This window comes from Pseudoteredinibacter isoporae (genome assembly GCF_011602085.1).
GTDB lineage: Bacteria > Pseudomonadota > Gammaproteobacteria > Pseudomonadales > Cellvibrionaceae > Pseudoteredinibacter > Pseudoteredinibacter isoporae.
In genome coordinates this window covers 1,121,491-1,134,306 of sequence record NZ_JAAONY010000002.1, presented here as the reverse complement: position 1 = coordinate 1,134,306, position 12,816 = coordinate 1,121,491, and the positions used below count along the sequence as shown (strand labels likewise).

The window sequence follows — 12,816 nt, the reverse complement described above, 5'->3', positions numbered from 1 at the left end:
GAATAAACCATGTCTGCTATCTCGAGTTTGAGTGCGCTTTATTATCGCACCGTCAATGCATTCCAACATGCTGATGGTTTGCCGGCGCTGTTATTGCGCCTTTACCTGGCGCCGATTTTTATTACGGCTGGCCTACACAAGATCAACCATATTGACGATATCATTTCCTGGTTTGCAAACCCCGATTGGGGGCTGGGATTGCCGGCACCCGAGTTGATGGCTTATCTGGCCGCTTACACGGAATTCTTCGGTGGCTTTGCGCTGTTGTTTGGTTTGGCCACGCGACTGGTTGCGATTCCTTTGATGGTCACTATGGTGGTCGCTGCGGTAACTGCACATTGGGACAATGGCTGGTTCGCTATTGCTTCCAGCAGTCAAGAAACCAGTATTGCTTATGTGCTGGAAATGGTGGGTTTCCCTGGGGCAAAAGAAAGCCTGGAAAACAGCACAGAAGTCGCTTCTCGCTTGGGGGCTGCCAAGGGCATCCTTCAGGAACATGGGAATTACAGCTGGTTGACGGGTAAGGGCGGGTTTGTGATTTTGAACAACGGTATCGAGTTTGCAGCGACGTACTTTATTATGCTGCTGAGCCTGTTCTTCACCGGTGGCGGCCGCTATGTAAGTGCCGACCACTATCTGGCCAAGGCTTTCCCTGAGCCTAAGGCGTAAAACGCTTCTCTTTGAGGGTCGTTCAGGCCCTCATTTCCTTTTCTTTATTCGTTTCCCCTTATCTTGTGCTATCTCCACCGGGCTTGGGCCTTGTGGGGAATTCTAAAGGGAACAATTCAATGACAGTCGTGTTATACTCCGCCGATTATTTTATCCACAATAGGGCTGTATTTTGATCGGCAGGTTGTTTAAGCGTAAATCCGCTGCCCCTGAGGCAGAAAAAACCAAGGCTCCCAAGCAGGAAAAAGCCCCCAATAAGGCGGCTAAAGCCCCGGCTGAGAAGGGAGGTGAGGTCAAGAAATCACGCAACCGTCGCCGTAAGCCCAAGCCGAAAAAGCCCGCCGCACCTTGGGATATCAGCCAATTTCAGGTTGAGCCTGCAGAAGGAAAAACCCGCTTCCATGATCTGAATCTGAACAATGATTTGATGCATGGCATTGCCGATTTGGGTTTTCAATACTGCTCTCCGATTCAAGCGCAATCGCTGCCGCACAGCCTTGATGGCCACGATGTGGTGGGTAAAGCCCAGACGGGTACCGGCAAAACCGCCGCCTTTCTGCTAACTATTATCGATGACCTTTTGCGAAACCCGCTGGAAGGGGAGCGCTATGCCGGCGAAGCCCGTGCTTTGGTGATCGCTCCAACTCGCGAGCTGGTGTTGCAGATTGCCGACGATGCCAAGGCTTTGGTCAAACACACCGATTTGCAGGTTCACACCTTGGTCGGCGGTATGGATTATGGCAAGCAGCAACGCAGGCTGGAAGAATCCTACGTTGATATTCTGGTGGCTACGCCAGGTCGCCTTCTGGATTTTTGCGGAAACCGCGATGTGCATCTGGATCAATTGGAAATCATGGTGATCGATGAAGCCGACCGTATGCTGGATATGGGCTTCATTCCCCAAGTGCGTCGTATTATTCGTCAGACACCCAAGAAGACCCATCGCCAAACCTTACTGTTTTCGGCCACCTTTACCCAGGATGTATTGAATCTGGCGGAGCAATGGACCATCGATCCGGTGATGATCGAAATCGAGCCCGAGTCGGTTGCCACCGAAACGGTGACTCAAAAAGTCTATATGCTGGCGACCGAAGAGAAATACACACTCTTATACAATGTGCTAAAGCAGGACGATGTTGAAAGCTTGATCGTGTTTGCAAACCGTCGGGATCAATGTCGCCGCCTGCATGAAAAACTTGAAGCTCATGGTTTTAAGGTGGGTATTTTGTCTGGTGATGTGCCACAGAATAAACGTGTTAAGACTCTGGAAGGTTTCAAGAGTGGCCAGCTAAATGTGCTGGTCGCTACCGATGTTGCCGGTCGTGGAATTCATATCGATGGTATCAGCCATGTGGTGAACTACACCTTACCGGAAGAGCCTGAAGACTACGTTCACCGTATTGGTCGTACCGGTCGCGCAGGTAAATCCGGCACCTCAATCAGTTTGGCCTGTGAAGATGATGCTCTGCGTCTTGAGCCCATTGAAACCCTGTTGGGCGATAAGCTGAAGTGTGAAGTTCCACCGGAAAATTTGTTGGAAGCGCATCCACCATTACCTGCTCGAAAACGTCAGTCCAATCAGGGGCAAGGCCAGCAGCGTTCGCGTTCAGGTGGGCGCCGCCGATAAGCGAGACTGGTGAATCAATCTTTGCAAAATAAAAAAACCAGCCCGAGAGCTGGTTTTTTTATGCCTTGATAAAGCGGTCGCGATTTTATGTTGCCGTGGACTTAACTATTTATCGGTTGCACTTGCAATGGCTCGAAAGAGCGCCAGAGTTTTTGGAACGGAATCGTAGTTATCATCGGTGTAATAAGGGTTTCCAGATAACTTCACGATAACCAGCTCGCGGGCGGGGTCGATATAGATATATTGGTCATAAATTCCAACGGCCATAAAGACACCGGGATGCTCTGCGGTTTCCGGTGGTAGCCACCATTGGTAACCATAGCCCCAGTTATCCATGGAGCGTTCATCTTCTTTTGCTTTTAAATGGGGCGCATCGGTACGAAGGGAATCGCTCATCCACTGGGCCGGGATGATCTGTTGGCCATCGCGCTGGCCGCCTTGCAGTGCCAGCTGACCGAAGCGGCCATAATCTCTGAGAACAGCATTCAAGCCCCCCAAAGCCATTTCCATATTGTGACTGTCGGTCACCCAGTAGGCATCGGATTCCGCGCCCATGGGCTGCCAGAGTTTTTCCTGCATATAGTCGCTGATACTGCGGCCTGTCGCTTCACGCAGAATCATGCCCAGAACCTGTGTGTCGATGCTCACATAAAGACGGCGAGTGCCCGCTGGAACCTCGTTTTCCAGGCTGGCAGAAAAGTCGTCAAAGCTTCCGCCCAAAGCCAGAATTCGGCCAAAACGATTGATGTCGGAGTTCAAGTCGGCATAGTCTTCGTTGAACTTTACACCGGAAGACATTTGCAAAATGTCTTTAATTCGCACGCCTTCATAGCCACTGCCTTTTAATGAGGGCACATAATCATCTGCATTTTTCTCAATATCGATTTTGCCTTCTGAGACTGCCATGCCGAATAGCGCGGAAATAAATGACTTGGCGACCGAAAAGGAAATGTGGCGGTCATTTTCGGTTTCGCCTCTGAAGTATTCCTCCAGCCGAATCTTACCTTGTTGCAATACCAGTAAGCTGCCCGTGTGCGTGTAGTGCAGGTATTCATTACTATTGATGTTCTCACCGTAGTATTCAAAACTTTCCGGCAGACTGAGGTTTGCGCCGTTTTCCAAAGACCAGTGCTTGTCACCTGCACTCATATCACTCGATGAATAGTGCTGATTGGAATTCCGCATATTGTCGACAATATTGGCTTCATCAAAGAGGGTGAGGCCGTGATGCATACGCTGAATTTCCGTTCGGAAGAACAGGGCAATTAACACCAAAATGGTGAGGATACTGAACAGGGTTTTGCTGACACTAAAGCCTTTTTGTGTTCGCAGCATAGTGGGGGTCTCTGTTTATTGTTGGTTTGGACACATTTCAAGCAAGCGACGATTGTAGCCATAAAACAAAGATTCACGGTAGTTTTAAACTCAAATTCCGTATCGGTTTTGGCAAGCGCGACAAGCTATCGGTGAAAACTGTCGCAGAGAAGAGGCGCTTGTCATCTAAGTGACAGTATTTTCCTTACTCCGGCGCTAGGCTATGATCTTTATTGCCGAATAATGTCTAACAATACGCTTCGAGGCTCTACTATGACTACCGTTGTTGAAATCAATGATCTCAAGGAACTGGCTCGCCGTCGGGTGCCTAAAATGTTTTTTGAGTATGCCGATTCCGGTTCCTGGACTGAGTCCACCTACCGGGCCAATGAAGCGGATTTCAATAAGGTGTACCTGCGTCAGCGTGTTGCCGTCAATATGAGCGACCGAAGCCTGGCCGGCAAAATGGTGGGCCAGGATGTGAGTATGCCCATTGCGCTGGCGCCCACCGGGCTTTGTGGTATGCAGTATGCCGACGGTGAAATTCTCGCGGCTCAAGCCGCGGAAGAGTTCGGCGTGCCGTTTACTTTATCGACCATGAGTATCTGCTCTCTGGAAGCGGTTGCGGATGCCACCACGAAACCCTTTTGGTTTCAGTTGTATGTGATGCGTGATCGCGGCTTTGTCGGAGAGTTGATCGACCGTGCCAAGGCTGTGGGTTGCTCTGCCTTGATGTTGACTCTGGATCTTCAGATTCTTGGCCAGCGTCATAACGATATTCGCAATGGCTTGGGGAGCTTTGGTCCCAAGCAAATCCTTCAATTAATCTCGAAACCACGCTGGTGTTTGGGCATGGCGAAAAGCCAGAACAAAGGCTTCGGTAATATTCAAGGGCATGTAAAAGGTGTGGCTGATAACAGTTCTTTGTCTGAGTGGGTTGCCGGTCAGTTCGATCCCGATCTCTCTTGGGATGATATTGCCTGGATCAAGGAGCGCTGGGGTGGGCCGCTGATTTTAAAAGGTGTACTTGATACCGATGATGCCAAACGTTGTGTGGATGTCGGGGGTGATGCACTGGTGGTGTCCAATCATGGAGGGCGCCAGCTGGATGGTGCGCGATCTTCAATTCGAGTGTTGCCGGAAATTGTTGAGGCGGTGGGTGATGATATTGAGGTTCAGTTCGACAGCGGTATCCGCAGTGGGCAGGATGCCTTAAAGGCCATCTGTCTAGGGGCAAAAAGCACCTATATTGGTCGTCCATTTTTATATGGCCTGGGAGCGATGGGAAAGGCCGGCGTGACCAAAACCCTGGAAATCATGCGTGCCGAAATGGATACCACCATGGCCCTGTGTGGAGAGCGCCAACTCAGCAATATGGGGCACCATAATCTGGACGGTACCGAGTTTTAATATACGGGTCACCTGAGGGTTTGAAACCCTCTCTAACGTGGTTTCTGGGCCAAAAAGAACACCGGCACAATCAATAAGGTAAACAGCAGGGCACTGAGCGCAAAGGTGTCCTGAAAAGCCAGAGTGGCGGCCTGCCGATAGAATTCCTTACCCATAATGCCCGAAGCCAATTCAATTTGTTGAAGATAGTCGATGCCCAACTGCTGCAGATAGGGCATGATTTGTTGTACAGCAAATACCGATTGTTGATTGCCTTCGTTCTGTTCCGACAGAATGTGTGCCATATGGAAGCTGCTGCGGCGTTCCAAATAAATCGCGCAGAGATTTACTCCCAAAGCCCCACCAAATTGTCGAATAAAATTACTGGCCCCCGAACCCTGGCTGAGCTTTTCCATTGGCAAGTGTTTAAATGAGGCCACCGTGAGAGGCGGCATTATAAAGCCCATTCCAATGCGGCCGATGATTACCCACCAGGTGAAAATAATAAACGGTGTTCGGAAATCAGCCGCAGCCGTTAGCCAACAGGAATACGCAAACAGAAAGATACCCGCCGCAATTAGAAAACGCGGTGAAATTTTGTCAGCGAGTCGTCCGGCAATGGGCAGGGAAATACCCAGCATAATGCCGCCTGGTAACAAGACCAGACCGGCGTCGGTTGCACTCAAGCCCTGAATGTTCTGCAAAAACAGCGGTGCCAGATAAAAGCTGCTGTACAAGCCTGCACCGAACACCGCAGCAACGATAGCGGCGGGTATAAAGCCTTTGTGACTGAACAGGCTGAGATCCAGCAAAGGCTTACTGGCCTGCTTCTGCCTACGAATAAACGCGACACTGCACAGCACAAAAAGCGTGTAGCAAATCAAGGAGTAATCCGAGGTCCAGCCCTTGCTTTGCCCTTTACTCAGGGCCAACAATAAAATAAAAATGCCGGCGCTCAAGGTGCTCAGGGCAAACAAATCAAGACGGGCGCGAGGCCCGCTCTGTTCCCGTTCGGGCATAAACTGAAGTGTGAGCAGGGCACCAACAATGGCCATCGGCAATGGCAGTAAAAAGGCCATGCGCCAGTTAAATGCATCAACCAGTAGCCCACCGAGGTAAGGACCAAGTGCGGGGGCCATCACCACAATAATGCCGAACAAACCCATGGCAGTACCCTGTTTTTCCGGCGGAAAAACCCGACTCATGACGTAGGTGGCCAAAGGCATAAAAATGCCGCTGGCCGCACCTTGAATAATGCGCGAGGTAATCAGCAGTTCGATATTGCTGCTCATGGCGCCGAGTATCGAGCTGGCCGAAAACAAGGCCAAAGCCCCCAATACTGTACGACGAATCCCCCAGGATTCAATCAGCCAGGCGGTAATCAACATTGTGATTGTAGAAGCCGCAAGGTAGCCCGATGAAATCCATTGAGCCGTACTCTGTGTAATGCCAAAGGCACCCATAATGGGGGGAATGGCGACGTTGACGCTGGTGCTGCTCATGGCGGTGGTAATGGCGCCGATGCCAATGGTCAGCACCGCGAACCAGCGATAGTTTTCGCCAAATTGCGAGAAAAGTGATTCGAAGCTCTGACTGGAATTATTCGTCACGGGTATCAATTTCTACTTCGACCATCATGCCGGGTTTCAGTAAATCGTCTTGTTGCTCAATGGCGAGTCGCAAGCTAAGACGCTGGGTGACTTTGGTGAAGTTGCCGCTGGGGTTGGGGTTGGGCAGCAGGGCGAATTGACTGCTGGTCGCATGGTCGATGCGTTCAACCACCGCACTGAAACTCCTGTCGGGATACGCATCAACGGACACCATTGCCTTGTCGCCCACACTGACATGGCGTACCTGGGTTTCCTTGATGTTGGCTTTAATCCAGATATCGTTTGGGTCGTGCAACATTAGCAGGCGGCGGCCCGCCGGCATGAATTCGCCAGCGTGCACAAAGGTTTTATCGATCACAGCGGTTTCCAGCGGGCTGAAAATTTTGCGGTCGCTCAGGGCAATTTCGGTATCGTGTTTTTCGACATGGAGAAGCTCAAGTTCACGTTCAAGAATGCCCAGGGTTTTGGTTTGAATTTCTCGCTCTTGTAATGCAGCTTTGGCCTGGGACATGGCCGATTCCAATTCATGCAGTTGGGCTTCGGCCTCATCATAGGCGTGGCGGGATTTGGAATGCTCCAGCTGAGCATCTTCCCAGACCTGGGCGCTGATGAGTTTTTTCTGCCACATGCTTTTTGAACGTTCAAAATTGGATTCGGCGGCGGTCACCACCGAAGCGGCTTTTTTCAGGGTGGCTTGACTGCGTTCAACGGCAGCAACGCTGGCGGCGTATTGGTTATCGACATTGCTGCCAACCAATTGCAGCTTGGCCCGTGCTCGTTCAATGGCCAATTGTTGATTGGCAATTTTCAGTTCAATGGTTTTCAGAGACAGTTCGGTCTGGCGGGAATCCATTTGTATCAGCAGGGTGTCTTTGGAAACGGTTTGCCCACCGCTTGCGGGCATTTCGACAATCCAACCTGGCACCCGGCTCGAAAGGGAAACGATATTGCTGGCGATATGGGCATCGTCCAGGTAAATGGTATAGCTTCGTTTGTAAAGCCAGTTGGCCACCAAAATAATGGCAATCAGAAGGCCGGCTATCATCGCGGGGCGTTTGGCCCGACTGAATGTATTGCTGTCGCTCATAAAAACCTCTGCTCTTAACAACCTTAGCGGTCTCGAAGCATATTCAGCTTCATATGATTTAAGTTCTGTGAAAGTTGCATGCGCCGCACTTTGCTTAAGCCTTCCAACGCTTGTTGGGCGAGTTCAACCGTGAGCTTGTCGATATCGGGCAACAGCTCTATGGCTTTTGGGGTGGCGTACACCAGGCGCCTGCGACCGTCCTTGGGGTCCGGGCGACGTTCAATCAGGCCTGAGGATTCCATTTTGTCGATGATGATGCCTAACGGAGCCTTTTCCATGCCCAGGCTTTCGGCGAGTTCGGTTTGGCTCTGTCCGTCCTGTCGGGACAGGCGAATAAGGATGCGCGACTGCGAACGGCTCAGCTCAAAGCCTTGCAGCCGTAAGCGGCGATTGAATTCATTGGTCATGATCCGGGTTAAATCGTTAATCAGCCAGCAGAGTTCCTGTTCGCCATCCTGCTCAATATCCATTCCGAGTTGGTGATGTTGCATAGGGTGTTCCGATTTTCAGGGGAAAATTATTAGTAATGTATGTTACTAATTTGTGCGTCTTTTACACTGGTATAAAGTGTCGAATTAAAGCCTGTGGTCGACGGCTTTGCGCTTTTTCGTCAATTTCTCCGGTGAAACTTGGTCGTATAATCTGTGCGAATACCTAATACAAGATGGAGCCGATGATGACAGACGATATTCAAATCAAGCTGGAAGGACGCAGCCTCCACATCGTTATGGATCGCCCCAAGCGCAAGAATGCGCTGACCATGGCCATGTACACCGCCATGGCGGATGCGATTAGCGATGCCGCTGAAAACGATGAAATTCGCAATATCGTTTTGCGTGGTGAAGCCGATTGCTTCACCAGTGGTAACGATCTGGAAGATTTCATGAAAAACCCACCACAGGGTAACGACAGCCCGGTGGCGACCTTTATGCGCAATCTGTACAACTTCCCGAAGCCGGTTCTGGCTGCGGTAGATGGTGACGCTGTGGGCATTGGTACCACAATGCTGCTGCATTGTGATCTGGTTTATGTTGCCGATTCTGCGCGCTTGCAAATGCCTTTTGTAAAACTGGGGTTGGTGCCTGAGTATGCATCCAGCTACATCCTGCCGCGTATTTGTGGTCACGTGAAAGCGTCGGAACTGTTGTTGTTTGGTGAGCCCTTTGATGCACAGACGGCAAAAGAGTGCGGCCTGGTGAATGAAGTGGTGAGTTCCGATCAATTGCTGTCACTAGTGCGGGAAAAAGCGGAGAAGTTGGCCAAGCAGCCACCGGCGGCCGTTCGGGGTACCAAGCAATTGTTGCGTGGCCCGCGTCGACAGGAAGGTGCCGATGTGATGGATGAAGAAATGGTACTGTTCGGAAAAGGCTTGCAGGGCAAGGAGTTTATGGAAGCCGTTACGGCCTTCTTTGAAAAGCGCGAGCCGGATTTCTCAAGCTTTAACTGATTCTGTTCACTGCATAAAAAGAGCCGGGCGTTTGCTCGGCTCTTTTTATTTGTGTTTCAGGCTCTTTATGGCTTAGGCGGCCAGCAGGCGGTCGTAGCGTTTGCTGAGCAGGTCGTAAAACTTTTCCCTTTGGGTAGCGACTTCCTGTTTCAAACTGACGATTTCATTTTCTTTAATATCCTGGCGGCCAACGAAGACTTCTTTTCGAAAGTGCGCGATTCGAGCGCCATACAATCTCAAGCTGCGTTCCATCAGTTTTTCACCGAGCATCAACAGGCGGGTCTCTGCATCGGCCAGTTTTTTGAATTCCTTGACCAGTTCGGCGTTCACCTGGGATAACTCTTCCCGGCGGCCGGAGGGCCATTGCTCACCAAAGCGGTAGGATTCAATCACCAGCGCAGAGTATTTGGCGAAGATGTGATTGACCTGGCCCACATCCGCGGAAATTGCTTCCAGCATATCGACTCGTCGGTCGCCGCTCTCGAGTTTATCCTGATACACATCTTTTTGACGCATCACCACCCAGGTGCTTACACCTGCAATGATGGCGCCCAGGGCAATATTGATAGAGGTTTCCAGCATAGGCCAGTAATTTAAGCTTTCCATGGTGCACAACTCTGTGTCGATCAGTTGACGGAAAATGAAGACTCAGCATGAATAAAGCACAGTCTGTGCCAACTGTGCTGATGTGGCTTCGGAAAGCTCATGACCAGGAAAGGTCTAGTGGATATGGGGAATGTTGCCCTTGCGCAATGGTTCCAGCAAATACTCCAGACCATTGAGTTTGATCTGATAAAGCAGGGCGAGCTGGCGGCCCAGCTTGCCTTCGGGAAAGCCCTGGCCATTCATCCATACCAGATAGGGTTCGGGCAGGTCGGCCAGGATGCGGCCCTGATATTTGCCATAGGGCATACTCTGTTGCACCAGCTCCAGCAGCATGCCCGGGTCGAGATCATCCACGCTTGTCGTCGCCTCTTTGACTAGCTGTCTTTGCCGGGCACCGTCAGGCGCAGCAAGTGGATTTTGCGACTGTCGGAGTAGAGCACCTTGAATTGGAAGCCCTGAATCTCGATCTGTTCATTGCGGCTTGGGAGATGCCCGAAGGCCTGCATAACAATGCCGCCGATGGTATCGAACTCATCTTCGCTGAAGCCGGAGGTAAATTGCTGATTGAACTCTTCAATGGGCGTCAAGGCTTTGACGATGTAGTCGCTGTCTGAAACCTGGCGAATGGAGGCTTCTTCTTCCTCTTCATCCGTCTCATCTTCGATTTCACCAACAATCTCTTCAAGCAGGTCTTCAATGGTGACGAGGCCGGCAATACCGCCGTATTCGTCGATCACCATAGCCATGTGGTAGCGGTTTTCGCGGAATTCGCGCAGCAGCACATTCAGGCGCTTGCTTTCCGGTATCACCACGGCAGGCCGGATGATTTTGGACAAGTCAAAGTCTTCGGTGCCGCCCAGAATCAGGGGCAGAAGGTCTTTGGCCAGGAGGATGCCTTTGATGTCGTCAATGGATTCGCCAATCACTGGAAAGCGGGAGTGCCCGGATTCAATGACTTTGGGTAGCAAATCGGTGGGGCTGTCTTCGATGTTCAGAACGACCATTTGCGGGCGAGGAATCAGCACCTCGCGAACCTGCTGGTCGGCCACATCCAGGGCGCCTTCAATAATGCTCAGGGCTTCTTCATCCAGAAGCTCGCGTTCGGCGGCCTCTTTGATGATGGCCAGCAGCTCCTCTCGTGAGTTGGGTTCGCTGGAGAAGTTGCTGAAAAAGCGATCTAACCAGGATTTTTCCTGGCCATTCGGCTGACTACTCGACGGGTCTTCGCTCATGGCGAATATGGCTCCTCTGTTTTTTAGGGGCGACTATTCTAGCACTGGCTTTTACTGGAAAACCATGCTTTTTGCTGTGCTATTAATCTGCGTTTTCCTGACAATTAGTCCTCATCGTCAGGATAGGGTTCCGGGTAGCCCAGCCCGGTAATCAATTGACTTTCCAGGGCTTCCATTTCCTCGGCTTCCTGATCGTCGATATGGTCGTAGCCAATCAGGTGCAGGCAGCCGTGTATGGCCATATGGGCCCAGTGGGCTTCCAGGGCTTTGTTCTGTTCTTTTGCCTCGCGTTCCACCACAGCCGCGCAGATCACCAGATCACCCAGCAAGGGCAGTTCCAGCTCGGGCGGTAAATCGGCCGGGAAGGACAAAACGTTTGTGGGTTTGTCTTTCCCGCGATATTGGTGATTCAGGCTTTGGCTTTCTGCTTCATCGACAATGCGAATGCTCAGCTCAGCTTGGTCGCGACGTTGTTGGAGTGCAGGGCCGATCCAGCGTTGAAAGTCGGCTTCGCTGGGATTGCCACCTTGACCCGAGACGTCCTCAAGATCGATGTGCAGCTCACTCACTGCGAGTCTTCTCCTGCTGCTCATCGAAATCGTCGTAAGCTTCAACAATGCGTTGAACCAATGGGTGGCGAACCACATCTTTGGAATTAAAGAAGGTAAAGCTGATGCCGTTCACGCCTTCGAGTACCTCAATGGCGTGACGCAATCCTGAAGCGATGCCCCGCGGCAGATCGATCTGGCTCGGATCACCATTGATGACCGCGGTCGAACCGAAACCGATGCGGGTCAAAAACATTTTCATTTGCTCGCGCGTGGTGTTCTGGCTTTCGTCCAGGATGACAAAGGCATTGTTCAATGTGCGGCCGCGCATATAAGCCAGTGGCGCAACTTCAATAACATTACGTTCGATCAGCTTGTCGACGGTTTCAAAACCCAGCATCTCGTACAGCGCATCGTATAAAGGACGCAGGTAAGGATCGACTTTTTGGGATAAGTCACCGGGCAGAAAGCCCAGTTTTTCACCGGCTTCCACCGCAGGGCGTACCAGCAGAATGCGTTCGATTTCGTCTTTCAGTAACGCTTCCACTGCACAGGCAACGGCAAGATAGGTTTTACCGGTTCCCGCAGGGCCAATGCCAAAGTTAATGTCGTTGGTCTGCACGGCGCGAACGTATTTCTGTTGATTCTTACCGCGAGGTTTTACGGTGCACTTTTTGGTGCGAATCAGGGTAAGTGGGGTTTCAACTTTGCTGTGACTGGCCGTCTGTTCGGCAACGGGAGTATCTGACATATGTTCTTCTACACTGTTGTCTTGTAGGGCAAGGTGAATTTCGTCGGGCGTGAGTTCTTCTTTTTCGGTAATGGCATAGAGCTGCTGCAGAATTTTAGCCGCCGCGAGGGTCTTACCGCGTTGACCGATAAAACTGAATTGATTGCCGCGATTTCGAATTTCAATGCCAAGACGTTCTTCAATTTGTCGCAGGTGGCGATCGAATTGGCCGTTCAGGCTGGCCAATCGGCGGCTATCGGCAGGCTCCAGTGTTATACGATGATTGGCACTGGTTTTTGCTTTGGAGGGCTTAGCGCTTTGCTGGGCAGTAAGGTCTTCGCTGTCCAGTTCGGTGCTCGTTAAATCTGTGCTGTTCAAAAGTGTTTCTTGTCTCACTGTTGTTTCGATGGCCTCAGCTTACTGCAAAATACCATCAGGCGAAATATCGCTTATGTCCTAAAAAATACGCTTTTATTGCGCTGGTTTATTAGCCACTGATTTCACGCCAGTGGCTCTACTCATACTATAGACGAGTCTTATCACCAAAATGTGACCGC

Annotated in this window: 13 protein-coding genes; 4 read left to right on the top strand and 9 right to left on the bottom strand. The window is 51.1% G+C overall.

All coding sequences use genetic code 11. From position 1 onward, the window contains the following. Nucleotides 1-9: 9 nt before the first annotated feature. Complete coding sequence (locus tag G8768_RS13525; protein WP_166845869.1) at nucleotides 10-669, top strand: HvfX family Cu-binding RiPP maturation protein; 660 nt, start codon at nucleotides 10-12, stop codon at nucleotides 667-669. 172 nt (nucleotides 670-841) lie between these two features. Continuing rightward, complete coding sequence (gene rhlB, locus G8768_RS13520; protein WP_166845870.1) at nucleotides 842-2,296, top strand: ATP-dependent RNA helicase RhlB; 1,455 nt, start codon at nucleotides 842-844, stop codon at nucleotides 2,294-2,296. A 105-nt stretch (nucleotides 2,297-2,401) separates the two neighbouring features. Here rhlB and G8768_RS13515 read toward each other — a convergent pair whose 3' ends face one another. Further along, nucleotides 2,402-3,631 carry a serine hydrolase domain-containing protein gene (locus G8768_RS13515; RefSeq protein WP_166845872.1) on the bottom strand — a complete coding sequence of 410 codons (1,230 nt, stop codon included), beginning with the start codon at nucleotides 3,629-3,631 and terminating at the stop codon, nucleotides 2,402-2,404. A 252-nt stretch (nucleotides 3,632-3,883) separates the two neighbouring features. On the opposite strand from G8768_RS13515, the gene G8768_RS13510 reads away from it, so the two are divergent. Continuing rightward, nucleotides 3,884-5,020, top strand: coding sequence for an alpha-hydroxy acid oxidase (locus tag G8768_RS13510; protein WP_166845874.1), 1,137 nt, complete (start codon nucleotides 3,884-3,886; stop codon nucleotides 5,018-5,020). Between the two features lie 32 nt (nucleotides 5,021-5,052). Here the strand turns inward: G8768_RS13510 and G8768_RS13505 are convergent, their stop codons facing one another. From G8768_RS13505 to G8768_RS13495, 3 genes are read right to left on the bottom strand one after another with little or no spacing between them, the layout of a single operon-like run. After that, a complete protein-coding gene (locus tag G8768_RS13505; protein WP_166845876.1) occupies nucleotides 5,053-6,609 on the bottom strand; it encodes a DHA2 family efflux MFS transporter permease subunit in 1,557 nt (518 codons plus the stop codon). Next, complete coding sequence (locus G8768_RS13500; protein WP_166845878.1) at nucleotides 6,599-7,696, bottom strand: HlyD family secretion protein; 1,098 nt, start codon at nucleotides 7,694-7,696, stop codon at nucleotides 6,599-6,601. Before G8768_RS13500 ends, G8768_RS13505 begins: the two co-directional genes overlap by 11 nt. A gap of 23 nt (nucleotides 7,697-7,719) precedes the next feature. Beyond that, a complete protein-coding gene (locus G8768_RS13495; RefSeq protein ID WP_166845879.1) occupies nucleotides 7,720-8,187 on the bottom strand; it encodes a MarR family winged helix-turn-helix transcriptional regulator in 468 nt (155 codons plus the stop codon). 185 nt (nucleotides 8,188-8,372) lie between these two features. Here G8768_RS13495 and G8768_RS13490 point away from each other — a divergent pair, with 185 nt between their 5' ends. Continuing rightward, nucleotides 8,373-9,143 (top strand): enoyl-CoA hydratase, encoded by a 771-nt coding sequence (locus tag G8768_RS13490; protein ID WP_166845881.1) that lies wholly within the window; start codon nucleotides 8,373-8,375, stop codon nucleotides 9,141-9,143. Nucleotides 9,144-9,215: 72 nt separating this feature from the next. Here G8768_RS13490 and G8768_RS13485 read toward each other — a convergent pair whose 3' ends face one another. From G8768_RS13485 to G8768_RS13465, 5 genes are all read right to left on the bottom strand, one after another. After that, nucleotides 9,216-9,749, bottom strand: coding sequence for an energy transducer TonB (locus G8768_RS13485; RefSeq protein WP_166845883.1), 534 nt, complete (start codon nucleotides 9,747-9,749; stop codon nucleotides 9,216-9,218). A 114-nt stretch (nucleotides 9,750-9,863) separates the two neighbouring features. Further along, nucleotides 9,864-10,082, bottom strand: coding sequence for a DUF3820 family protein (locus G8768_RS13480; protein WP_166847483.1), 219 nt, complete (start codon nucleotides 10,080-10,082; stop codon nucleotides 9,864-9,866). Between the two features lie 41 nt (nucleotides 10,083-10,123). Then, the gene (locus G8768_RS13475) at nucleotides 10,124-10,981 is read right to left on the bottom strand and encodes an HlyC/CorC family transporter (RefSeq protein ID WP_166845885.1); all 858 of its coding nucleotides are present in this window, start codon (nucleotides 10,979-10,981) and stop codon (nucleotides 10,124-10,126) included. A gap of 104 nt (nucleotides 10,982-11,085) precedes the next feature. Beyond that, nucleotides 11,086-11,550: an rRNA maturation RNase YbeY gene (gene ybeY, locus G8768_RS13470; RefSeq protein ID WP_184679381.1), complete on the bottom strand. Its 465-nt coding sequence runs from the start codon at nucleotides 11,548-11,550 to the stop codon at nucleotides 11,086-11,088. Next, nucleotides 11,543-12,535 carry a PhoH family protein gene (locus G8768_RS13465; RefSeq protein WP_341801022.1) on the bottom strand — a complete coding sequence of 331 codons (993 nt, stop codon included), beginning with the start codon at nucleotides 12,533-12,535 and terminating at the stop codon, nucleotides 11,543-11,545. The genes ybeY and G8768_RS13465 overlap by 8 nt, the downstream gene beginning before the upstream one ends. Between the last annotated feature and the right edge of the window lie 281 nt (nucleotides 12,536-12,816).